The following is a 22229-nucleotide window of genomic DNA, read 5'->3' on the forward strand; positions in this document are numbered from 1 at the left end:
TCGCCATATTTAAACCGATAAGAGGATGGATTCATGATTCAAGGCGCGAATTGGTTCAGGGACACGTAGTCCTTGATGTAATTGGGAATGAGCGTGCGGTACTTCGGCGGTACGGCCTTGAAAGCACGGCTGTCGAAAAAGGGATTGGTCGCCAGATCGGTGAAGTGCCTGCTCTCGATAATGTGGCGCACTTGGTCGCTGATGACGTAAGCCTTGAAGTAGTTCTTGATGGCCGGGATGGCCTCGGCCTCTGTGGGTTTGGCGTCGGCAACAAACTTGGCGAACTCTTCTTCCAGCAATTCGTCCTTGAACTTGAAGCGCGGGATGAGGCCGAAGATCTTTTCGAGGATTTCGCGCAGGGTGAGGCGCCGATCCACGGCGGCGGCTTTGCGCAACTTGTCGAGGGTGTAGAACTCCTCGGGCTTGTCGAAGACCTCGCGGTTGACATAGTCGATGACGCGATCCCATTGTCCGGCCTCCACCGCAGCGGCTATGGTGGCATCGTCGCGCACGGTGTCCTCGAATCTCTCGAAGAACATGCGGTCGATCTTCATGCCCTCGTGGCCGATGACCTCTTCCCTGATCCCCGCAAGAATGTCCATTCCAAGATGTTCGCAGGTTCCTGCGTAAGTGACCGGGCCTTCACCGCCGCCCTTTTGAACGCCCGGCCTCGGCTTTGGTAGCTTCAGCACCTCGTCGTAGTTAAACTCCTCCTCGAAGTATTCGCAGTTGGCGAAAAAGTCGAAGAGTTTGTAGGCAGTCTTTTGCGGCTGCGCCATGCCTGCTTTGATGCTGTCGTCGAAGAGCTGTTCGAGGAAGTTGTGCTTACGGGTGCCACGCCCCTTGATCTGGATGAAGTCGGTCGGCGAGAAAATCGGTCGAAATAGACCGAGATTGAGGATGTCGGTGCAATCGTAGCCGGTGGTCATCATGCCGACGGTCACGCAGACACGCGCCTTGCTGGTTTTGTAAGCGGGGATAAAGTTGGCCGAACCGAGCAGATTGTTGTTGCTGAAGTTGATGGTGAACTGCTGGGCATCGGGAATCTGCGAGGTGACCTGCACGGCGAAGTCGGACTGGTACTTGCCGGGGAACATGCGGTCGGCCATCCGGTTGAGTATCTGCGCCAGCTTGGCGGCGTGATTCTGGCTGACCGTGAAGATGATGGACTTGCCGATCTCGCCGCTGACCGGATCGCGCAGGGCGTTTTCCAGAAAGGTTTTGCAGAAAAGCTGGTTGGTGGCGTCGGCGAAGAAGCGCTTCTCGAACTCGCGCTGCTTGAAGGCCTCCTGTTGGTCTTCGCCGGCATCGTCGGTGAAGGAGACGACGAAGCCCTCTTCGGAGAGCAGTTCGGTGGTGATCTCGGTGCGGGCATCCACCACAGTGGGGTTGATCAGGTAGCCTTCCTTAACGCCGTCGAGCAGCGAATAGCGGAAGGTTGGTTGGCTGTTCTCGCAACCGAAGGTGCGGTAGGTGTCCAGCAGCAAGCGACGCTCGGCCTCGCGCGGGTCGCGGGTGCCAGGATTCGAACTGTCGAATCTGCGGAGGTAGTCGCGCGGCGTGGCGGTAAGGCCGAGCTTGTAGCCGATGAAGTAGTCGAAGACGGCGCGGGCGTTGCCGCCGATGGAGTGGTGGGCTTCGTCGGAAATGACCAGGTCGAAATCGGTCGGCGAGAAGAGCCGCTGGTACTTGTTGTTGAAGAGCAGCGACTGCACCGTGGTGACAACGATTTCCGCCCGTCGCCAGTCGTCGCGGTTCTCCTTATAGATCACCGTCTGGAAATCGGCGGAGAGCTGTGCGACGAAAGCCTTCCTGGCCTGCTCCTCCAGTTCGAGGCGATCCACCAGAAAGAGGACGCGGCGGGCATTGCCGGAACGGAGGAAGAGCTTGATGACGGCGGCGGCAGTGAGTGTCTTGCCGGTGCCGGTGGCCATCTCGAACAGGAAGCGGTCTGTGCCGTCCTTCACGGCTCGTTGCAGGGCGTGAATGGCCTTCAACTGATAGGGCCGCAAGAAACGCAGTTTGTTGGCCTGGATGTAGCCGGGACGCTCGGCCTCGTTGCGCCACGCCGCTTCGGATTGGTAGTTCGGGCGTTGGGTCAGCACGATGTAGTCGTCGCCGACCTGATCCTCGACGAGGCGTTGCGGGTTGGGCATAACCTGCTGGTAGCCGATCACCGAGTCCGGCGTAGGAAAGGACGTAATGAGGCAGGGGTTACCGCGCTCCAGGTCCCAGAAGTAGTGCAGGTTGCTGTTGGAGAGGATGACGAAGCGGCAGCTCTGGGACTTGGCGTATTTGCGGGCCTGCTCCTTGCCGACGAGCGGATTCTTGGCCTCCGACTTGGCCTCCAGGACGATGAGCGGGAAGCCCTTGGCGTCGAGCAGCAGGAAGTCGATGAAGCCCTTGTTGGTCTTCTCGAAGTTGTCGCCGAGGGCATCCAGATCTGATGATTTGACGGTGACGCTGGGTTCTAGGCGGATGTTGGCGGGTTTGCTTCCGTCCGCAAAGAAGCGCCAGCCAGCCGCTTCAAGCAACTTGTTGATCTTGATTCGGGCTGTGGCTTCTTTATCGGACACTCGCGTTCCTGTCTCAGCGTAGGTGGTCAAGCGTTATAACGTACAAGCTCAGGCGCGCGCGGCTTCAACGGTTTCAGTGCCCAAAACGAGCGGCAATTCAGGCATGTACCTCTACTTAGAACGAAGTGACCAGGGGTTGGCCTGGTGTGGTGATGGGGAACTCCTCAAGGTAAAGCTCGGTGGCTTCACGCAGATTTGCAAGAGCTTCCTCGACAGACTCGCCCTGAGTGGTTGTTCCTGTTTCGGGATTGAGTGCGGTGAAGCCACCTTTCGGGACTGGAATAAGTACTGCGGTGAAATCATGTAATGTCTTCCATACTAAACATCCGCTAAGTTATAACTCTCGGAACTAAAAAACTCTAACGAAAGCATAAGATTTCTCACCCTATTTCAACAAGTTTGAATATAAAATGCCGCTAACGAATCGGCAAATTGCTCCCGCATGCCTTTACCAAGGATTCATCATTGGCTAATTCCGTCACGGGTGACGATCGCCTGCAAGCAAGGCTCAGCGGGTTTCGTTCTTGGTGGCCTGGCAGCGGGCGCAGCGGTATAAGGTAACCAGCTTGCCCTGTTTCACGTCGAACGATTTTTCCTGCACGATCTCCCATTTGTGGAAGCCGCTGCCGCACAGGGTTTTCCCGCGGTGGCGTTCGGCGAGGCTGGGGCGTTTGAATGGAACCACTTCACCCATGGCAAATGTCGGATCCGCTATGCTTGATCCGACCTACCCCTGACACCGCGCATGCCCTCTTAAGCCACCTGCACAGGGATGGCGTTGCGGCAGTGGGTGATGCGGTTGTATGGGTCGAGATAGACCAGGGTGGGGTGGAAGTTGGCGAGTTCGTGGGCGTTGAGTACCGCGTAGGCGGCGATGATGATGCGGTCACCGGGGCTGGCCTTGTGGGCGGCGGCGCCGTTGACGGAGATGATGCCGGAATTGTCCGCGGCGCGGATGGCGTAGGTGGTAAAGCGTTCGCCGTTGTTGAGATTGTAGATGTGGATCTGCTCATACTCGCGGATGCCGGCCACGTCCAGGAGTTTGCCGTCTATCGCGCACGAGCCTTCGTATTCCAGTTCGGAATGGGTGACACGGGCGTGATGAAGCTTGGCTTTGAGCAGGGTGTACTGCATGGCGGGACCTCCTGATAGAATCGTATTATCTAACTTTGGGGGTCGCCCTGCAACGTCACCTGGAGATTGTCTATCAGGCGCGTAGTGCCCAGCCAGGCGGCGGCGAGGATTACCACATTCCGGTCATCCGCACCGGCGGGGCCGAGATCCTGCGCCCGGCGCACGCTGAGGTAATCGGGCCGCAGACCGGCATTACGCAGCCATACCAGTCCTACTTCCTCGGCAGCGGCTAAGTCGCATCCCTTGCCTTTCATGAGCTGATAACGCACGGCGCAGAGGGCCTGATAGAGTTGGGGGGCCTGCCGCCGCTCCTCCGCCGACAAATAACCGTTGCGCGAGCTCAGGGCGAGTCCGTCCGGCTCGCGTACCGTGGGTACGCCCACGATCTCGACCGGCATGGCGAGGTCTTTGACCATGCGCCGGATAATCAGCAGTTGCTGATAGTCCTTTTCGCCGAACACGGCCAGATCAGGCTGCACGATGTTGAACAGCTTGTTAACTACCATGGCGACTCCCCTGAAATGACCCGGACGGGAAGCTCCGCAAAGAATATCCGACAGCCCAGGCACCTCCACTCTAGTCAGGGTAGCCAGACTCTCTGGATAGATCTCTTCGGGCTCCGGGGCAAATAGTACATCTACGCTATTTTCTGATAAAATGCTGCTATCTTCTTCAAATGTGCGTGAATATGACGCGAAATCCTCCTTTTGCCCGAATTGCAAAGGGTTCACAAAAATGCTCACCACGACCCGTTTGGCCTGTTTTTTGGCGATCTCCACCAGCTTGAGGTGACCGGCGTGCAGGTTGCCCATAGTCGGGACAAAGGCAATACGTTCACCTTTCACGCGCCAAGGCGCAAGCTCCGCGCGCAGGGCGCTGATGGTTTTTACAGTCTGCATTAGGGCACCTCTAAAAATAGTGGATTTTGTCTTTAGGCAAGGCGAAATTCTGCGAGGAAGCGGAGTGTACACGACAGTACATGAGCATTCCGAGCAGAATTTTAACGCCGCATAAAGACAAAAGACGCATTTTTAGAGGTGCCCGTTAGCTGAAGGTATGTTCCGCGGCAGGGAACGCGCCTAATTTTACGGCCTTGATGTAGGCTTGTACCGCCTCTTGAATACCGGCCTCGCCCGCCAGGAAATCTTTGGAAAACTTGGGGCGTTTCTCCGTGATGCCCAACAGATCATAGAGCACCAGTATCTGGCCGTCGGTCTGCGGCCCAGCCCCGATACCGATTACCGGGGCCGTGGCGTGACGGGTGATGTCGGCGGCCAGGGCAGCAGGCACCGATTCCAGCAGCAACAGACTGGCGCCGGCCTCCTCCAGACTCTTGGCGTCATCGAGCAGGGTCTGGGCGCTTAACGGGTCGCGCCCCTGCACGCGATAACCGCCGAGTTGGTGCACCGATTGCGGCAGCAGGCCAAGGTGCGCACATACGGGTATGCCGCGCACGCTGAGCTCCCGCACGGTCTCGGCCAGCCATGCGCCGCCCTCCAGTTTGACCATTTGCGCCCCGCCCTCCTGCAGGATGCGCGCCGCGTTGCCGACGGCCTGCGCCGGACTCGCGTAGCTCATAAACGGCATGTCGGTGACCACGAAGGCGCGCCGGGCGCCGCGCCGCACGTTGCGGGTGTGGTAGATCATGTCCGCGACCGTGACAGGCAATGTGCTGTCGTGACCTTGTATGACCATGCCCAAGGAGTCACCCACCATAAGCAGATCCATACCCGCCTCGTCAAGCAGCCGGGCGAAACTCGCGTCATAGGCGGTGAGACAGGCGATCTTTTCACCTGTGCGCTTCATCTCGCGCAGGGTGGTGAGCGTCACCGGTTTGAGGGAAGTCATAAGGCGATAGGCAACGGATTGAAGTAATGTCGCCCACGCTGGACGGCACGGGCCCGCTCCAGTAATTGCTGATAATCCTGCTCGTTGTTGACGGGGTCTATCTCGGCGGCATTGACGATCAACAAGGGTGCGGCGGCATAGTGATAGAAAAAGTCCGTGTAGGCATCCACCAGGCGTTGCAGATACGCCGTCTCGATGAGCCGCTCGTGACTCAAGCCGCGCTTGTGGATACGCGCCAGCAATACTTCCACCGGGGCCTGCAGATAGATGACGAGATCCGGCGCCGGGGCATCAAGGATGAGCTGGCCATACACCTGCTGATACAGGCGTAACTCGTCATCATCGAGAGTCAGCTCCGCGAACAGGCGATCCTTCTCCATCAGGAAATCGGACACCCGCGCCGGCCGGAACAAGTCCCTCTGGCGTAGCGCCTTGATCTGACGGGCGCGCTGGAACAGGAAATATAGTTGCGTCGGCAGGGCCGCCTGGCGCGGATTTTGATAGAAGCGCTCAAGAAACGGGTTATCTTGCGCCTCTTCCAGCAACAGCGAGGCTCCCAACGAATCGGCGAGCCGTCCGGCGAGGCTGGTCTTGCCTACCCCTATCGGGCCTTCCACAACGATATAACGATGTTGCTCGGAGGTAGTTACTAAAGAGTCCATTATTAAGATGACACTCCGGTCTACGTCCCCGCCCCCTGTTTAGGGGGCGGGACAGGGTGGGGGTAGAGTAAAAGTTAAGTTTTACTAAAAAGAAACAAAGTAAGCGGATATCCGCTTACTTTGTTTCTTTTTAGTATGCTGGTCATTAGAGCGAAATAGGCAGCGGCGTCAGTTTCTGTTTGGGACAATGTTTGAACAGTTCTTGCAGGGCGCCCTTACCGGGTATGTGCAACTCCGGATCAAGCTCGGCCAGAGGATACAGGACAAAGGCGCGCTCATGTAACCGCGGGTGGGGCACCGTCAAGCTCGGGTCCGCATAGCGCAGGTCGCCATACAAAAGAAGATCGAGGTCCAACGTGCGCGGGCCCCACTGTTTACCCGTACGTATTCTCCCATGCCGGTGTTCAATCTCCAACAATTGCTTGAGTAATTCCTTGGCGGATAAAGCGGTCTCCAGAAGCGCCACGGCGTTCACATAATCCGGTTGGCCCGCGGGACCCAGCGGCGCGCTCAGATACAGGCTGGAGTGTTTGATGAACCGCGTGTGCGGCAGCTTGGTAAGTTCGGTAAGGGCGCGGGTAATCTGCCGTTCCGGGTCGTCCAGATTACTACCCAGGCCCACATAGGCGCGTACCGCCGGCATGGAAGAGGGATGGCTATCGGCGCCGGCGGCGCTTGCGGGGGGCCGGCGCCTTGGTACGGCTGATCATCGTCTCCTGAGCGGGGCCTTGTGCGGTTTGCAGCTCGGTCCACCAGTCGCACAGTTCCTGTAACGGCTCACCCGCCGCATTGCGCAACAGGAGAAAATCATAAGCGGCGCGGAAGCGGGGATGGGCAAGCAGCCGCAACGGCCGCTTTCCGGAGCGCTGCGCAAACCGGGGCTGCATGGCCCATATCTCGCGCATGGGTACGGTAAAACGCTTCGGCACGGCAACCCGGCGGATCTGGCGCGAGATCACCCTATCGGCGGCCGCCTCCATCGCCTGGATCTCGCCGGTCGCTCCCGGCGTCCTGCCTCCCGCGACACTAGTACGTCCCTGTACGTCGCTATCGGCGCCGCGCAACTGCTCGGCCAACAGCCGCATCGGCCCCCACAACAGGGCCGCGAATAGAAATGCCGGGGTGACCGGTTTATCCTCCGCGATGCGCACATCGGTATTGGTCAGCGCTTGGGTGAGCAAACCGATGTGGGGACCGGGATGTTCCAGGCTCGCCTCGGTCTGGGGAAACAGGTGGCGGAACAACTGGTAGTGGCGCATCAGTTCAAAGGTCTGCGCCGCGCAACCGCCCATGAAGAGCTTGAGCACCTCTTCGAACAGGCGTGCGGAGGGAATATCCTCGAGCAGATAGCCCAGCTCGAACAGCGGCGCCTCGCTGTCGGGGTGAATACGAAACCCCAGCTTGGCGGCAAAGCGCACGGCACGCAACATGCGGACCGGGTCTTCACGGTAACGGAGCTGAGGGTTGCCCACCAGGCGCATAAAACCCAGCCGAAGATCGGCGAGACCGCCGGTGTAATCTATGACGCTGCCGTCGCCGCTGTCGTAGAACAAGGCGTTGACCGTGAAGTCGCGCCGCAAGGCATCCTCTTCGAGGGTCGTTCCATAGACGTTATCCCGGACAATTCTGCCACTGTCACTCTGATCGGCCGCTCCCGGCATCCTGCCCCCCGCGACACCAATGCTTTCCTGTGTGTCGGAGGCTTCGGAATCAACTCGTCCGCCGCGAAAGGTGGCGACCTCCACGATCTCGCGGCCAAAGCGCACGTGGGCCAGGCGAAAACGCCGCCCGATCAGGCGGCAGTTGCGGAACAAATGCTCCACCTGTTCGGGATGGGCATTGGTCGCGACATCGAAGTCCTTGGGTTCGCGGCCGAGCAATAGATCGCGCACGCAGCCCCCTACCAGATAGGCCTCGTAGCCCGCTCCCTTGAGCCGGCTCACCACCCGCATAGCGTTCTCGCTGATCAGACTGGCTGCGATGATGTGATCGGTATGACGCAGAGGGCTTGATATAACTGTGTCTTTTTTTATGGCGGGCACCTTATTGTGCTGCTAACCGGCTTGAGTAGCGCAGTCGTTCGCGTATAATAACATTTTTCCCGCGCAGAGCCCCACAACCCCACTTCTATTGCTCCCTTCGTCTAGTGGCCTAGGACATCGCCCTCTCACGGCGATAACAGGGGTTCGAGTCCCCTAGGGAGCGCCATTAGGTTCACTGTACCCGGCGCATCAGCACCACGGCAACCATAAAAAACAGCAACGCGGGCAGCGCGGCGGTAAGCAGCGGGTTCAAGTTATAGATAACCCCTGCTTGCGTAAAGGTTTGGTTGAATAGATGGAATCCGATGCCTACCATGCTGCCGATCAACAGCCTCTGCCCCATGCCCGCGGTGCGCAGCGCGCCAAACGTAAAGGGCACCGCCAGGAACATCATGACCGCGGTGACGACCGGCGCGACGAGTTTGCCCCAGAAGGCCTGCTCGTAACGCACGGCGCTTTGTCCGTTGTCGCGCAAATAGCCGATGTACCTGTAAAGATCCCAGACCGAGAGCTTGTCGGGTTTGATGGCCACCAGATTGATGATTTCGGGGCTCAACAACGACTCCCACGCCGCGCTCTCGATCTTGCGTGTGGTGACACCGTTATCGCCGATATAACTTTGCACGATGCCTTCCAGGCGCCACGTGTTGTTTTCATAGTGGGCCCGTTCGGCGTGGGTCGTCACCCGCAGGTTGTAGTGCTTGTCGAATTCATGGATGGAGATGTCGCCCAGGCGGTCACCGGGAAGAATGGTGCGGATATTGATAAAGCTCTGACCGTCACGGGTCCAGAATCCGTAGTTGGTCTTGAGGGTGATGCGGTCGCTCAAGGCGATCGAACGCTGGCTTTGCGCATATTGCTCGCTCAGCGGGGCGAGCAGTTCGCCGACGGCCATTGCAGCGAGTATCATCACGGCGCCCAACTTCATGACCGATAGGGTGATCTGCGCCAACGACACACCGGCGCTGCGGATGACAATCAGTTCATTGTTGCTCGCGAGCCATCCCAGGCCCAGCAAAGTACCCAGCAACGCCGCCACCGGAAAAAGTTCGTAAAAGTGGCGGGCCTGAATCAGTAAGGCATACTGTAAGGCCTGCGCCAAGCCATAATTGCCTTTACCGACGTCGCCCAGTTGCTCGGCCAAGTCAATAAAGAAAAACAAGGCGAGCAAGACTAGCGTGACCAGCAGCGTGCTGAGCGCGACGGTGTTGCCGAGATAGCGATCCAGAATACGCATGCCGTCAATCTGCTCGTGGCGGCGTTTGCAATGCGGAGAAATCAGGTCGCAACACCTTCAACCCCATTTGCTGCGCGAACAGCGCGACCACCCCCATCAGCACCACCCCATGCACCCACCACATGCCGAGCAAGGAAGGCGTTGCGGCTTGTTCCACCCATGAACGCGCCACCGTCATCAGATTCACATAGATTACATACACCAGTACTGCGATAAACAGCTTGCCGTAACGGCCCTGGCGGGGCGTAGTGCGCGCCAGCAGCGCTCCCAGCACGGCGAGCAACACCATCGAAATCGGCAGGGAAAGCCGCCACTGCAACTCTGCCCTCGCGCCCTCTCCCAACGCGCGCAGCAAGGGGTCCACTCCTGTGACTTCGCGGAGTGTGTGTTGAACGGGTACATCCTTCTGTTCGATGCGCACCGTGTATTTCATGTATTTGATGATCTTGAAATCGCTGCCGCCCGGCGTCCATTCATAGCGGTTGCCGTTTTCCAGTACGACGAATTGATCGCCGGTCTTTTTATCCACGTATTGGTAACCGTTTTCCGAGGAGAGGATGTTGATGACATCGCCCTGCCTGCTCTGAATGAAGATGTTATGCATCTTTTCCATATCCGGCGAGAGCCGTTCGACATACAGGATATGATCGCCCTGGCGTGACTCCTTGAAACGCCCCGGCGTGATGATCTTGATCTCGGAGGTCGCCTCGGCGCGCTTCCTGATCTCATTGGTCTGGCCGTTCGCCCAGGGTTCGATATAAAAGGTCAGCGCAGCCACCAGCAGCGCCATCACCACCCCCGCCGCACCTATGGTTTGCACGATGCGCAGCGGACTTACGCCGCACGCGGCCAGCACCGTCATTTCACTGTCCTTATACAGACGTCCGAGCGCCAGGACCACGGAGAGGAAAAACGCGAGCGGTAACAACAGGGAAAGCACGCTGATGGAACGGAATGCCAACAAGGCCCACAGCACATCGGAAGGAAGTTTGCCCGCCGCCGCTTCGGCCAGGTATTGCACAAACCGGTTGCTTAAAAAAATGAGCAACAAGACGGGCATGACGGCCAGCAGGGTGAGCGTCACTTCTTTAATGAGATAGCGGTCTATGATAGGCATCGCCGGCGGCTACAAATGAGGCTTTTTGAGGTAAACTAGTTTGAATTATGGCACAACCGGGAGAACACATGGAATTCAGCATCAAAATCGGCCCCGCCGAAAAACAACGCAGCGCCTGCCTGGTGGTAGGGGTCTTCGAGGGACGTCGTCTCACGCCCTCCGCCAAGGCCCTGGATCAAGTGAGCGGCGGTTTCCTTACCCAGGTACTGAAGCGCGGCGATCTGGAGGGGAAGATTGGACAGACCTTGGTGCTGCATCATGTCCCGGGTACGCTCTGCGAGCGCATCCTGTTGGTGGGCTGCGGCAAAGAGCGCGAGCTTGACGAAGCGCATTATCGCAAACTGCTCGACAAGGCGGGCAACGCCCTCAAGGCCACCGGCGCAGCGGAAGCCATCGCCTATCTCGCCGAGTTGGATATCAAGGCGCGCGACTTCCACTGGAAGATCCGCCAGGCTGTGGAAGTTGCCGATCATGCCCTCTATGAGTTTGATCGTCTCAAGAGCAAGAAAGAGAATACTCCCACCCATCTAAAGAAAATAATCTGGGGCCTGACCCAAGCCAACGCGCGCGCGCAGGCCGAGCAAGGTTTGCGAGAAGGTTTGGCCATCGCAACAAGCGTAAAACTGGCGCGGGACTTGGGCAACCTGCCCGCTAACATCTGCACGCCTTCGTACCTCGCGGAACAGGCGAAATCGCTGGGCAAGCGCCACAAAAAGCTCAAGGTCACGGTGCTTGAAAAAGCGGACATGGAGCGGCTCGGCATGGGCGCGCTGCTCGCCGTGGCGCGCGGCTCGCGCGAGCCCGCCAAGCTGATTACCCTGGAATACCAAGGCGCCGGCAAGGCTCATAAACCGGTTGCGCTGGTCGGCAAGGGCGTCACCTTCGACACGGGTGGCATCTCCATCAAGCCCGCCGACAAGATGGATGAGATGAAATATGACATGTCGGGCGCAGGCAGCGTACTCGCCGCACTGTCCGCCTGCGCCGAGCTGCAGTTGCCGATCAACGTGGTCGGCATTATTCCGGCCACCGAAAATATGCCGAGCGGCAATGCCATCAAACCCGGCGACATCGTGACCAGCCTCTCGGGTCAGACCATCGAGATCCTCAACACGGATGCCGAAGGCCGCCTGATTCTGTGCGACGCACTCACCTACAGCGAACACTACAAGCCGGAGGTGGTCATTGACATTGCCACGCTCACCGGCGCGTGCGTAATCGCCCTGGGCCGCCACGCCAGCGGCTTGTTGAGCAACCACCGGCCGCTCGCCGACGAATTGCAAAAGGCGAGTGATGACAGCGGCGACCGCGTGTGGGAATTACCCCTCTGGGAAGACTACCAGGATCAGCTCAAGAGCAATTTTGCCGACATGTCCAACGTCGGCGGCCGCGAGGCGGGCGCCATCACCGCCGCCTGTTTCCTGTGGCGCTTCACCAAAAAATTCCATTGGGCGCATTTGGATATCGCCGGCACCGCCTGGACGGGCGGTGACCGTAAAGGCTCCACGGGCCGGCCGGCGCCGCTGTTGATGCAATTTCTGCTCAATCGCATACCCAAAAAGGGAAGGATGTGACGTACACGGATGTACTAATGTCGCGGGAGGCAGGACGCCGGGAGCGACCCGCGTGACGCGGATTGATTTTTATATCCTTGAGGACAATCATCTTCTCTTCACCTGCCGTCTCGCCGAGAAGATTTATACACAAGGGCAGCGCTTGTACATCCATTGCAGTTCCGAACAGCAAGCGGCGAAACTCGATGACCTGTTGTGGAGCTTCAGGCAAGGCAGCTTTATCCCTCACGCTCTCTACAAGAGTGGGCAGCAAACAGATTTGCCGATACACATCGGTCATGATGCAGAGCCCGAGGCAGGGCTCGATGTCCTTATCAACCTCTGCCAGGAAGTCCCGGCTTTTTTCAGCCAGTTCCTTCGCATCGCGGAAATCGTTGAACCGGGTGAACCCCGCAGACAGGCTGCGCGCGAACGCTTTCGATTTTATCGGGACCGCGGTTACCCGCTAGAATCCCATACTATTTCAACATAGCCTCACATCATTACTCTGCGTCCTCCGTGGTGAAGTAGCGTATTTACCGCAGAGAACGCAGAGGGAAAATTTACTAAATGGATAAAACCTACAACCCCCAGTCCATCGAAAAGCAATGGTATGAGACGTGGGAAAAAAATAATCATTTCTCGCCACGCGGGACGGGAACGCCTTATTGCATCATGATCCCGCCGCCCAACGTCACCGGCAGTCTGCACATGGGCCACGCCTTTCAGGACACGCTGATGGATGCGCTCGTCCGCTATCACCGCATGAAGGGCGATAACACCCTGTGGCAGGTCGGCAGCGACCACGCCGGTATCGCGACCCAAATGGTGGTGGAGCGCCAGCTCGCCGCACAGGGCAAGACGCGGCACGATCTCGGGCGCGAGGCGTTCGTCAATGAAATCTGGAAATGGAAACAGGAATCGGGCGGCCACATCACCCGCCAGTTGCGGCGCATGGGCGCCTCGGTGGATTGGTCGCGCGAACGTTTCACATTGGACGAAGGTTTATCGAAGGCGGTAACGGAAGTATTCGTGCGGCTGTACGAAGAGGATCTGATCTACCGCGGCAAGCGCCTGGTCAACTGGGATCCGGTGCTGCACACCGCGGTGTCCGATCTGGAAGTGGTTTCCCAAGAAGAAGACGGTTTTCTCTGGCACATCCGTTATCCGCTCGCCGACGGCGGCGGACATTTGACCGTCGCCACCACGCGCCCGGAAACCATGCTGGGCGACGCGGCCGTCGCCGTGCATCCCGATGATGAACGTTACAAAATGCTGATCGGCAAGCAAGTGAAGCTGCCGCTCACCGGGCGCGAAATACCTATCATTGCCGACGACTACGTGGACCCTGCCTTCGGCTCCGGATGTGTGAAGATCACTCCCGCGCATGACTTTAACGACTACGAGGTGGGGGCGCGCCATGACCTGCCGTTAATTAATATTTTCACCCGCGATGCGCGTATCCTGTTGCCGGATTCAAAATATAACTTCCTGGATCGCTACGAGGCGCGCAAACAGGTTGTCGCGGATTTAGAGGCGCTTGACCTCATAGCAGAGATTAAACCCCATAAGCTTATGGTGCCGCGCGGCGATCGCACCCATGCGGTAATCGAGCCCTATCTCACCGATCAGTGGTATGTCAAAGTCGCACCGCTGGCCGAGCCGGCCATCAAGGCGGTTGAGGACGGGCGCATCCGTTTCGTGCCGGAGAACTGGAGCAAGACTTATTTCGAATGGATGCGCAACATTCAAGACTGGTGCATCTCGCGCCAAATCTGGTGGGGTCATCGCATCCCGGCGTGGTACGACGATACGGGTAACATTTACGTGGGCCGCAGCGAAGCCGAGGTACGGCAGAAGTACGCCTCACGCCTCGCGCCTCACGCCTCACTCCGGCAGGACGAGGACGTGCTCGACACCTGGTTTTCCTCCGCACTGTGGCCATTCTCCACCTTAGGCTGGCCGGATGAGGCGCCGGTCGCTCCCGGCGTCGTGCCTCCCGCGACATTAGTAGGACCCTTCGCTGGCGCTCTTCCCTATACGTCAGAACTAAAAACCTTTTACCCCACCAGCGTGCTGGTCACCGGCTTCGACATCATCTTCTTCTGGGTCGCGCGCATGATTATGATGGGCCTCAAGTTCACCGGCGAGGTTCCTTTTCGCGAGGTGTACATCACCGGTTTGGTGCGCGATGCCGAAGGGCAGAAGATGTCGAAATCCAAGGGCAATGTACTCGACCCCATTGATCTCATTGATGGTATCGGGTTGGAGGAATTGGTCGCCAAACGCACCACCGGTTTGATGCAACCGGAGATGGCGCGGAAAATCGAGAAGGCCACACGCAAACATTTTCCGGAGGGCATACCCGCTTACGGCACCGATGCGCTGCGCTTCACCCTGGCCTCGCTCGCCACGCAGGGGCGCGACATTAAATTCGACACTGGCCGCATCGAGGGCTATCGCAACTTCTGCAATAAATTATGGAACGCGGCGCGCTATGTGCTGATGAACACCGAGGGGCAAGACTGCGACGCACAGGGACGTGCCAGTGTCGCGGGAGGCAGGATGCCGGGAGCGACTGGTCAAGACGGTGGCGAGGCAACACTAAGCCTTGCCGACCGCTGGATTATTTCGCGGCTGCAACTCGCCGAGCAACAGGTCACCGAGGCCATCGCCGGTTACCGCTTTGACCTCGCCTCCCAGGCCATCTATGAATTCACCTGGAATGAATACTGCGATTGGTATCTGGAACTTTCCAAGACGATACTGACATCCGAACAGAGCAGTGCGTCCAGCCTGCGCGGCACGCGCCGCACCTTGGCGCGCGTGCTGGAAACATTATTGCGGCTCGCCCACCCGATCATGCCGCTTATCACCGAAGAAATCTGGCAGCGTGTGGCTCCGCTTGCGGGCAAACAAGGTTCAACCATTATGTTGCAGCCCTACCCTGTTCCGCAGCCGGACAAGATAGACGAGGCCGCCGTCACCGAAATGAATTGGGTGATGAGTTTCATCCTCGGTGTACGCAGCATCCGCAGCGGCATGAATATCGCGCCCGCCAAACCGCTGCCCGTCTTGCTGCAAAACGGTTCAGAACAGGATCGCGCGTGGCTAGACAGCAATCGTTCGTATCTTATAAATCTGGCACGCCTGGAGAGCATCACCTGGCTGGAAGCCGGTCAGCCCGCCCCTGAATCGGCGACCGCCTTGGTCGGCGCCATGAAGGTACTCATTCCCCTCGCGGGCCTGATAGACAAACAGGCCGAACTCGCGCGACTTACCAAGGAGATCGAGAAAATCCGCAAGGACCTGGACCGCAGTGAGACCAAACTTGCCAACTCAGACTACGTGAATCGCGCCCCTGCCGCAGTGGTCGCGGAGGAACAGCAGCGAGTGGCCGGCTTCCATGCCGCGCTTGAAAAGCTCATCGAGCAGCAGGCGCGGATGCAGCAGTTGGGTTAATGCTCGCGCGTGGCCCGGAACTGTATGTCCGGCCAGCGCTCCCGGGTCAATTCCAGATTGATCCGGGTGGGGGCGATGTAGGCCAAATCGCCCGCGTTGTCGAGCGCCAGATGATCGGCCAGTTTGAGGCGAAATTCCTCCAGCTTTTTCGCGTTGTCGCTGCTCACCCAGCGCGCGGTCACCACCGGCACACTCTCGAAGCTGCACTCGACGCCATATTCGTGTTGCAGGCGGTAGGTCACCACATCAAATTGCAGCGTCCCGACCGCACCCAGGATCAGGTCATTGCTGCTCAGCGGCTTAAACAATTGTGTCGCGCCCTCTTCGCAAAGCTGATCCAGACCTTTCTGCAGCGCCTTCATGCGCAGCGGATCGCGCAGCCGCGCACGGCGAAACAGCTCCGGCGCGAAGTGCGGGATGCCGGTGAATTTCAGATCCTCGCCTTGAGTAAAGGTGTCGCCGATCTGGATGGTGCCGTGGTTGTGCAAGCCGATAATATCGCCGGGGTACGCCTCATCAATGTGTTCCCGCTCGCCGGCCATGAAGGTGATGGCGTTGGAGATCTGCACCTCGCGCTTGAGCCGCACTTGATGCAGCTTCATGCCCTTGGTATAGCTCCCCGAACACACGCGCATGAAGGCGATACGATCACGATGCGCGGGGTCCATGTTGGCTTGAATCTTAAACACAAAGCCGGTGAATTTATCTTCCTCGGGCGACACCGTGCGGGTCGTGGTCGCGCGGGGCAGCGGCGACGGTGCGTATTCCACAAAGGCTTCCAGCAATTCCCGCACGCCGAAATTATTCATCGCCGAGCCGAAAAACACCGGCGTCAACTCGCCTGCGCGAAACGCCTCGAAGTCAAAGGCATGGCTCGCGCCTTTCACCAACTCGATTTCCTCACGCAGCTCGCCGGCCTGTGTGCCAAACAGTTCATCAAGCCTGGGATTGTTCAACCCCTGTACTGTCTCACCCTGTTGAATCTTACCCCCGTGACTGGGGCTGTATAAATGCACGCTGTCGTTATGCAAGTGAAAAATGCCCTTAAAGCCCTTGCCCATGCCAATCGGCCAGGTGACCGGCGCGCAGCGTATCTTCAAAACCGTTTCAATTTCATCGAGCAACTCGATGGGCGGACGGCCCTCACGATCGAGCTTATTGATAAAGCTGATGATGGGCGTATCGCGCAACCGGCACACCTCCAGCAGCTTGATAGTGCGCTCCTCCACGCCCTTGGCGGAATCAATCACCATGAGCGCGGAGTCCACGGCGGTGAGGGTGCGGTAGGTGTCTTCGGAAAAATCCTCGTGGCCGGGAGTGTCGAGCAGATTGATAATCTTGTCGCGGTAGGGAAACTGCATCACCGACGAGGTCACCGAAATGCCACGCTGCTTCTCCAGCTCCATCCAGTCGGATGTTACATGGCGCGCAGCCTTACGCCCCTTCACCGTGCCGGCAAGCTGGATCGCGCCCCCGAACAGCAACAGCTTCTCGGTGAGCGTGGTCTTACCGGCATCGGGGTGTGAGATAATGGCGAAGGTGCGGCGGCGCGCCGCTTCATGGACAATTGCGGACATACTGGACGGTACTACTTGGTAAAACGATTAATTATACCGTACTAAAGTCCCATCACCAAATCAGGGCGCCCTTCAGAGCATGAGACTCCGCGCCAGGATGATAGCGTCTTCTTTGCCGTTGGGCGCAGGGTAGTAACCCATACGTAAGCCCACCTCATTGAACCCCATGCTCCGATAAAGCCCGATTGCGGCCAGGTTCGACGCGCGCACCTCCAGCAATGCCATGTCGGAGTTGTGTTGCTGCGCCAAATCCAGCATGTGATCGAGCAGGCGGCGGCCGAGACCCTGGCGGCGGAATTCGGGGCTCACGCAAATGTTGAGCAGGTGCGCCTCGCCTCCGCCGACCGACATCACGGCATAGCCCACAATCGCTTCACCGTTGGTACAGACCCAGCAGCAATACCCTACCCGGAGGCAATCGAGGAAGACACCCTCGCTCCAAGGGTAATCGTAGGCACGATGCTCGATGGCCATGATCGCAGACAGGTCTGACGGGTCCATGGGCCGCAAACTGACGGCGGGCTGCTTCAGTACGGCGCTCATGTCACGTCTCGCCCTTGAACACACGGGATGCAAACCGCAGATCTTCCCACGCCTTGCGCTTTTCCTGCGGCGAGCGCAACAGATAGGCCGGATGATAGGTCACGGCGACGGGGATGTCGCTCCCCGGATAAACATGACGTTTGCCGCGCAAGGCGCCGATCTTGGTGTCGGTCTTGAGCAGGTTTTGCGCGGCGATGCGTCCAACGGCCAGAATGATCTTGGGCTTTATCAACGCTATTTGGCGTTTGAGATAGGGCTCACAGGCCGCCGCCTCCTCAGGTAAAGGTTCGCGGTTGCTTGGGGGCCGGCACTTGACGATGTTTGTGATGTAAACCTCTTCACGCGCAAGACCGATAGCCCTCAGCATGGCGTTCAGCAATTGTCCGGCGCGCCCCACAAACGGCTCGCCTTGACGGTCTTCGTCCGCGCCCGGAGCTTCGCCGATCACCAGCCACTCGGCCCGGCGGTTGCCTACGCCGGGCACGGCGTGGGTACGGGTCTTATGCAGTGCGCAGCGCGTGCAAGCGAGCACCGCTTGCTCCAATGTGGGCCAATCCATGCTCATAATGGTGGACTGTGCCGACTCGGCCGCGTCACAGGCCGGTTGAGCATGGCCTTGCAAAATCTTGGCCTCCGACGCACAGGGAAGAGCGCTGGCGAAGGGTTCTACTAGTGTCGCGGGTCGCTCCCGGCGTCCTGCCTCCCGCGACATTAGTTCTTCCCTGTACGTCAGAGGCAGGACGACGGGAGCGACCGAAGACGATTCGAGGGGTGATTCATCAGCGACCGCCGTACGCCCGCCCAAAACCTTGCGGCCGGAAGGCCGCACTGACTCTCCTTCTCCCGCCTGTGGGAGAAGGTGGCCCGCAGGGCCGGATGAGGGAGAGACCGTCTGATGCATGGTCGCAATTGGCGACAATGGGCGATCAGACGGTCTCTCCCAGAGATCTATGCCCATCGCCTGTAGATACTGCCTACGCCGAGTCTCAATGCTGTCCATGGGCTTAGCATAGCGCCTACTTACCCGTCACATCAAACTTGTCCCCGCTTAATAATAAGGAGGCGTTCGATCTTGCCGAAGTCATGCGTATCATGCACTCGAAGAGCGGGACGCATTTCGACCCACACCTGTTGAATATCTTTAACGGCATTGCAGAATCCTTATATGCCGAGATCGGCCACGCCGGAGAGGAAAGGCTGACTGGGCTATTAAATGGGCTGATCAGGCGCTACTTTTCGGGTCCCTCTCCTTACCTGCCATGACGTAAGGGCGTCCAAGATACGCCTCAAAAATGCGCAACCTACCAACTTGTACCGACACGCCCCCGCCTTAGCCCATTCTCGCTCTAAAAAATAATATATTGATATTCAATAAGTTATATAAATAATCTCGGAATACACTGAACTTGGCATAAATTATGCTGTCTTCTGATTACAGTGCCGTGCCGCCGGGCCCCCGCCCGACCGGGCACGGGATTGATGAAGTGTGGAATGTCTTTCCCCACTCAAGTAGAGTAATGCGGCGACAGTGTTACGCTAAGCGAGTGCAAGGTAGACATGTTGGGGGGTAGCCTAAAAAACTACCCCCATTTTTTTGCCGATCAGCGAGGGCTTCACATCTAAATGAAGACTGATCTCGCTCAACTTGGGCTTATTGCAGTTTAGTCGCGCTAATGCCTCCACTGCTCTGACAGGTCTCGCCCGCGGTGTATTTCAGGTTTAAGTTGCTCGCAACAAAGGCATCGTCCAGCAGCAGTATCTCCTTAGAAGACCAGGTACCACCAATCCCGCCTGTGCAGGAGAATAATCCTGAGGCCGAGATTCTCGAGCCGTTTTGCGTATAGGTACCTGCATAGCTGCAGGTACCGCCTCCTACGACGGCCTCCTGGATGTTCAGGCTATTATTATTGGTAGTGATCCCATACGCTGCGCTGTAGATGATCTGGCCATTATTAGCAGAGAGCGTACAACCGCTGTTGTTATTCGTAGCGCCGCCCAAATAAGCACCCACTGGATTAAGCGGAGCAAACGTAAAGCGCGTGAGCGTGAGAGTGCCGCTGATGCCGTTCACAGTAGATTGCAGCGTGGCGTTGTTGGCGTCGCTGAAGGTCAAGGTGGCCGTCCCTACTACCGTGCGCACCACTAGATCAGGATTAAAGGGGGTGCCGAGCGCGGGGCCGACAGTACGAATGAGATCGCCTGTGACTTTATTATTGATCAGGTTGCCGGCCAAGGTGAGAAACGTGCCCGCGCCGGCTTGATCGTAGGTGAACCAACTCGCAAACAGGGTGTTGCCCTGCTGGCCGATATTCACGCCTTGTCCCGACTGCGCAGAGTTCCACCACCAGTCTTGATAGTTGGTGGCTGCCCACAGGGGACTGGCTGTTAAAACCAACAAACCAGCCAGAATAAGACTGCGTGGTTTTGGCATGGAACCCTCCCTTGAGAATTGGTGGGCCGTGTAGGGGTCGAACCTACGACCTACTGATTAAGAGTCAGCTGCTCTACCAACTGAGCTAACGGCCCAAATATATTTAGCGCGCACCGCGCCTCGGCCCGCCCCCTGCACCCTTTGCTTCGCTCTTCCCTCCGGGAGAAGGGGTGGGGATGAGGGCGAAACGCCCTTATCTGTAAACTGGGGTGAGCGATGGGGATCGAACCCACGACAACCGGAATCACAATCCGGGGCTCTACCAACTGAGCTACGCCCACCATCAAACCGGCTAAAACGAACATTATACCGGGACTCAAAGCGGGAGTCTCTAGTTTCAACGTGGCGCGCCCGGCAGGACTCGAACCTGCTACCCCCGGCTTAGAAGGCCGGTGCTCTATCCGGATGAGCTACGGGCGCCAATCATACAAAGCGCGCGAGCGCCTCGGCTCGCCCTCTTCTCCCTCCGGGAGAAGGGATGGGGATGAGGGATGGTCGGGGTAGAGGGATTCGAACCCCCGACACCCTGCTCCCAAAGCAGGTGCGCTACCAGGCTGCGCTATACCCCGAGTATTGTTCTGTTCAGACCCTTACCTAGTCGGCCATTAGAAACCGCCGCTGGTGTGGAGGGTTAATTGGCAATTTTAACAGAACCTCGCACGGCCCGTCGTGGATAATTCTGTTTTGAGTCTTGGTGAAATGACCAAGGCATGCGATGATTAGCCCCACAAATCCATCATAATCAATACCTCCCATGAGCGCCCAGATCATTGACGGCAAGGCCATTGCCGCGGGGATACGTCTTAAACTTAAACAGCGCGTCAGCGAGCGGGGCCGCATGGGGCAGCGCAGCCCGGGGCTGGCGGTCATCTTGGTTGGCGACAACCCTGCCTCCGAGGTCTATGTGGCAAGCAAGCGCAAGGCCTGCGCGGAGGTCGGAATCGTCTCGCTTGCCCACGACCTTCCCGCTAACTTCACCCAAGAACGTCTGCTCGCGCTGATTGATGACCTTAATCGCAACGCCGCCGTGGACGGCATCCTGGTGCAGCTCCCCCTGCCCGCGCACATTGACACCGAGACGGTGATCGAGCGGATTTTGCCCGACAAAGATGTGGACGGGTTTCATCCTTACAACATCGGGCGGCTAGCGCTGCGGCTGCCTTTATTACGGCCCTGCACACCGTACGGCGTGATGATGCTGCTGGAAAACACCGGACTGGCTATCCAGGGCAAACATGCTGTCGTGGTCGGCGCTTCGAATATTGTCGGACGTCCTATGGCGTTAGAGCTTTTGCTCGCCGGTTGCACCGTCACAGTGTGTCACCGCTTTACCATGGACCTTGCGGCGCAGGTCGCGCGTGCCGACATCGTGGTCTCCGCGGTTGGTAAACCGGGACTCATCAAGGGCGCCTGGATTAAACCAGGGAGTATCGTAATAGATGTCGGCATGAGCCGTTTGGAAAGTGGAGCATTGACCGGCGATGTGGAATTCGACGAAGCCAAACAACGCGCCGCCTGGATCACGCCCGTGCCGGGCGGTGTAGGGCCGATGACCGTGGCGACGCTGTTGCAGAACACCCTTTATGCCGCGGAGCAATTTCATACTAATTAGCAGGCCGGCTCAAGCCGTTAGGCGGAGCCGACGTACCAGTGTTAGTCGGATCCGCTACGCTTGATCCGACCTGCATGCCGCTTCCATAGTTGCCAGATGACCGCCAAACACCGCGTTGAAATCGAATACTGCACGCAGTGCCGCTGGCTGTTGCGCGCCGCCTGGCTGGCGCAAGAACTCCTCACCACCTTCGAGCAGGAATTGGGCGAAGTCGCGTTGATTCCAGGCACAGGCGGCATCTTTGAAGTCCGCGTAAACGGCGAGACACTGTTTTCGCGCAAACAACAGAACCGCTTTCCCGAAGCGAAAGAAATCAAACAACTGCTGCGCGATACAATCGCCCCTGATAAAGACCTCGGTCATAGCGATCGTTAATAGATGGTCACCCCTTGAATTTTCCTTCAGCCTTGCTAAAGCAACCTCAATAACGGCCCC

The 22229-nt window shown here is 58.2% G+C and carries 20 protein-coding genes and 5 tRNA genes; 7 read left to right on the forward strand and 18 right to left on the reverse strand.

The genetic code is table 11. The features are described 5' to 3' along the window. Positions 1–38: 38 nt before the first annotated feature. The 8 genes from HY028_03930 to pcnB all read right to left on the reverse strand — a co-directional run bounded on the left by HY028_03930 (position 39) and on the right by pcnB (position 8172). Positions 39–2576 carry a DEAD/DEAH box helicase family protein gene (locus tag HY028_03930; protein ID MBI3344004.1) on the reverse strand — a complete coding sequence of 846 codons (2538 nt, stop codon included), beginning with the start codon at positions 2574–2576 and terminating at the stop codon, positions 39–41. Between the two features lie 508 nt (positions 2577–3084). Further along, the gene (locus tag HY028_03935) at positions 3085–3270 is read right to left on the reverse strand and encodes a hypothetical protein (protein MBI3344005.1); all 186 of its coding nucleotides are present in this window, start codon (positions 3268–3270) and stop codon (positions 3085–3087) included. 59 nt (positions 3271–3329) lie between these two features. Further along, entirely contained in the window at positions 3330–3710 is a 381-nt protein-coding gene (locus HY028_03940; GenBank protein MBI3344006.1) for an aspartate 1-decarboxylase, read from the reverse strand. Between the two features lie 29 nt (positions 3711–3739). Further along, positions 3740–4609, reverse strand: a complete 870-nt coding sequence (locus HY028_03945; GenBank protein MBI3344007.1) for a pantoate--beta-alanine ligase — start codon at positions 4607–4609, stop codon at positions 3740–3742. 145 nt (positions 4610–4754) lie between these two features. Further along, positions 4755–5558, reverse strand: a complete 804-nt coding sequence (panB, locus tag HY028_03950) for a 3-methyl-2-oxobutanoate hydroxymethyltransferase (protein MBI3344008.1) — start codon at positions 5556–5558, stop codon at positions 4755–4757. Continuing rightward, positions 5555–6220: a deoxynucleoside kinase gene (locus HY028_03955; GenBank protein ID MBI3344009.1), complete on the reverse strand. Its 666-nt coding sequence runs from the start codon at positions 6218–6220 to the stop codon at positions 5555–5557. Before HY028_03955 ends, panB begins: the two co-directional genes overlap by 4 nt. Positions 6221–6365: 145 nt before the next feature. Continuing rightward, complete coding sequence (gene folK / locus HY028_03960; protein ID MBI3344010.1) at positions 6366–6863, reverse strand: 2-amino-4-hydroxy-6-hydroxymethyldihydropteridine diphosphokinase; 498 nt, start codon at positions 6861–6863, stop codon at positions 6366–6368. Between the two features lie 13 nt (positions 6864–6876). Beyond that, positions 6877–8172 (reverse strand): polynucleotide adenylyltransferase PcnB, encoded by a 1296-nt coding sequence (gene pcnB, locus HY028_03965; GenBank protein MBI3344011.1) that lies wholly within the window; start codon positions 8170–8172, stop codon positions 6877–6879. 180 nt (positions 8173–8352) lie between these two features. On the opposite strand from pcnB, the gene HY028_03970 reads away from it, so the two are divergent. Then, a tRNA-Glu gene (locus HY028_03970) sits at positions 8353–8428 on the forward strand. Positions 8429–8434: 6 nt separating this feature from the next. On the opposite strand, the gene lptG is transcribed toward HY028_03970, so the two are convergent. Then, positions 8435–9499: an LPS export ABC transporter permease LptG gene (gene lptG, locus HY028_03975; protein ID MBI3344012.1), complete on the reverse strand. Its 1065-nt coding sequence runs from the start codon at positions 9497–9499 to the stop codon at positions 8435–8437. A 4-nt stretch (positions 9500–9503) separates the two neighbouring features. Beyond that, entirely contained in the window at positions 9504–10616 is a 1113-nt protein-coding gene (gene lptF / locus HY028_03980) for an LPS export ABC transporter permease LptF (GenBank protein MBI3344013.1), read from the reverse strand. A 68-nt stretch (positions 10617–10684) separates the two neighbouring features. Between lptF and HY028_03985 the strand changes: the two genes are divergently transcribed. From HY028_03985 to HY028_03995, 3 genes are all read left to right on the forward strand, one after another. After that, a complete protein-coding gene (locus HY028_03985) occupies positions 10685–12190 on the forward strand; it encodes a leucyl aminopeptidase (protein MBI3344014.1) in 1506 nt (501 codons plus the stop codon). A 52-nt stretch (positions 12191–12242) separates the two neighbouring features. Next, positions 12243–12662: a DNA polymerase III subunit chi gene (locus HY028_03990; GenBank protein ID MBI3344015.1), complete on the forward strand. Its 420-nt coding sequence runs from the start codon at positions 12243–12245 to the stop codon at positions 12660–12662. Between the two features lie 77 nt (positions 12663–12739). Continuing rightward, a complete protein-coding gene (locus HY028_03995) occupies positions 12740–15631 on the forward strand; it encodes a valine--tRNA ligase (GenBank protein ID MBI3344016.1) in 2892 nt (963 codons plus the stop codon). Here the strand turns inward: HY028_03995 and HY028_04000 are convergent. The 3 genes from HY028_04000 to HY028_04010 form a co-directional block, all read right to left on the reverse strand. Continuing rightward, on the reverse strand, positions 15628–17208 hold the full coding sequence (locus HY028_04000; protein MBI3344017.1) for a peptide chain release factor 3: 1581 nt from the start codon (positions 17206–17208) through the stop codon (positions 15628–15630). The genes HY028_03995 and HY028_04000 overlap by 4 nt on opposite strands. A gap of 72 nt (positions 17209–17280) precedes the next feature. Further along, positions 17281–17751: a ribosomal protein S18-alanine N-acetyltransferase gene (rimI, locus tag HY028_04005; GenBank protein ID MBI3344018.1), complete on the reverse strand. Its 471-nt coding sequence runs from the start codon at positions 17749–17751 to the stop codon at positions 17281–17283. Position 17752: 1 nt separating this feature from the next. Beyond that, positions 17753–18709 (reverse strand): uracil-DNA glycosylase, encoded by a 957-nt coding sequence (locus HY028_04010; GenBank protein ID MBI3344019.1) that lies wholly within the window; start codon positions 18707–18709, stop codon positions 17753–17755. An 80-nt stretch (positions 18710–18789) separates the two neighbouring features. Here HY028_04010 and HY028_04015 point away from each other — a divergent pair, with 80 nt between their 5' ends. Beyond that, positions 18790–19014, forward strand: coding sequence for a hypothetical protein (locus tag HY028_04015; GenBank protein MBI3344020.1), 225 nt, complete (start codon positions 18790–18792; stop codon positions 19012–19014). 388 nt (positions 19015–19402) lie between these two features. On the opposite strand, the gene HY028_04020 is transcribed toward HY028_04015, so the two are convergent. The 5 genes from HY028_04020 to HY028_04040 all read right to left on the reverse strand — a co-directional run bounded on the left by HY028_04020 (position 19403) and on the right by HY028_04040 (position 20751). Then, positions 19403–20182, reverse strand: a complete 780-nt coding sequence (locus tag HY028_04020; protein ID MBI3344021.1) for a hypothetical protein — start codon at positions 20180–20182, stop codon at positions 19403–19405. Positions 20183–20201: 19 nt separating this feature from the next. Then, positions 20202–20277, reverse strand: a tRNA-Lys gene (locus HY028_04025). Positions 20278–20387: 110 nt separating this feature from the next. After that, positions 20388–20463 (reverse strand) — tRNA-His (locus tag HY028_04030). 62 nt (positions 20464–20525) lie between these two features. After that, positions 20526–20602: transfer RNA gene (locus HY028_04035), tRNA-Arg, on the reverse strand. Between the two features lie 72 nt (positions 20603–20674). Beyond that, a tRNA-Pro gene (locus tag HY028_04040) sits at positions 20675–20751 on the reverse strand. A 185-nt stretch (positions 20752–20936) separates the two neighbouring features. On the opposite strand from HY028_04040, the gene folD reads away from it, so the two are divergent. After that, on the forward strand, positions 20937–21794 hold the full coding sequence (gene folD / locus HY028_04045; protein ID MBI3344022.1) for a bifunctional methylenetetrahydrofolate dehydrogenase/methenyltetrahydrofolate cyclohydrolase FolD: 858 nt from the start codon (positions 20937–20939) through the stop codon (positions 21792–21794). Between the two features lie 96 nt (positions 21795–21890). Beyond that, positions 21891–22169, forward strand: a complete 279-nt coding sequence (locus HY028_04050; protein ID MBI3344023.1) for a SelT/SelW/SelH family protein — start codon at positions 21891–21893, stop codon at positions 22167–22169. Positions 22170–22229 lie beyond the last annotated feature (60 nt).

The sequence above is a fragment of the Gammaproteobacteria bacterium genome, assembly GCA_016195665.1.
In the GTDB taxonomy this organism is placed as follows: domain Bacteria; phylum Pseudomonadota; class Gammaproteobacteria; order SURF-13; family SURF-13; genus JACPZD01.

Excerpts from the sequence above, each read along its gene's own strand:
- HY028_03985 (MBI3344014.1), top strand. The coding sequence starts at position 10,685 with ATGGAATTCAGCATCAAAATCGGCCCCGCCGAAAAACAACGCAGCGCC.
- rimI (MBI3344018.1), bottom strand. The coding sequence starts at position 17,751 with ATGAGCGCCGTACTGAAGCAGCCCGCCGTCAGTTTGCGGCCCATGGAC.
- folD (MBI3344022.1), top strand. The coding sequence starts at position 20,937 with ATGAGCGCCCAGATCATTGACGGCAAGGCCATTGCCGCGGGGATACGT.
- HY028_03995 (MBI3344016.1), top strand. The coding sequence starts at position 12,740 with ATGGATAAAACCTACAACCCCCAGTCCATCGAAAAGCAATGGTATGAG.
- HY028_04020 (MBI3344021.1), bottom strand. The coding sequence starts at position 20,182 with ATGCCAAAACCACGCAGTCTTATTCTGGCTGGTTTGTTGGTTTTAACA.
- lptF (MBI3344013.1), bottom strand. The coding sequence starts at position 10,616 with ATGCCTATCATAGACCGCTATCTCATTAAAGAAGTGACGCTCACCCTG.
- HY028_04000 (MBI3344017.1), bottom strand. The coding sequence starts at position 17,208 with ATGTCCGCAATTGTCCATGAAGCGGCGCGCCGCCGCACCTTCGCCATT.
- HY028_03955 (MBI3344009.1), bottom strand. The coding sequence starts at position 6,220 with ATGGACTCTTTAGTAACTACCTCCGAGCAACATCGTTATATCGTTGTG.
- HY028_03935 (MBI3344005.1), bottom strand. The coding sequence starts at position 3,270 with ATGGGTGAAGTGGTTCCATTCAAACGCCCCAGCCTCGCCGAACGCCAC.
- pcnB (MBI3344011.1), bottom strand. The coding sequence starts at position 8,172 with ATGCGGGTGGTGAGCCGGCTCAAGGGAGCGGGCTACGAGGCCTATCTG.
- HY028_03945 (MBI3344007.1), bottom strand. The coding sequence starts at position 4,609 with ATGCAGACTGTAAAAACCATCAGCGCCCTGCGCGCGGAGCTTGCGCCT.
- HY028_03940 (MBI3344006.1), bottom strand. The coding sequence starts at position 3,710 with ATGCAGTACACCCTGCTCAAAGCCAAGCTTCATCACGCCCGTGTCACC.
- HY028_04050 (MBI3344023.1), top strand. The coding sequence starts at position 21,891 with ATGACCGCCAAACACCGCGTTGAAATCGAATACTGCACGCAGTGCCGC.
- lptG (MBI3344012.1), bottom strand. The coding sequence starts at position 9,499 with ATGCGTATTCTGGATCGCTATCTCGGCAACACCGTCGCGCTCAGCACG.
- panB (MBI3344008.1), bottom strand. The coding sequence starts at position 5,558 with ATGACTTCCCTCAAACCGGTGACGCTCACCACCCTGCGCGAGATGAAG.
- HY028_04010 (MBI3344019.1), bottom strand. The coding sequence starts at position 18,709 with ATGGGCATAGATCTCTGGGAGAGACCGTCTGATCGCCCATTGTCGCCA.
- folK (MBI3344010.1), bottom strand. The coding sequence starts at position 6,863 with ATGCCGGCGGTACGCGCCTATGTGGGCCTGGGTAGTAATCTGGACGAC.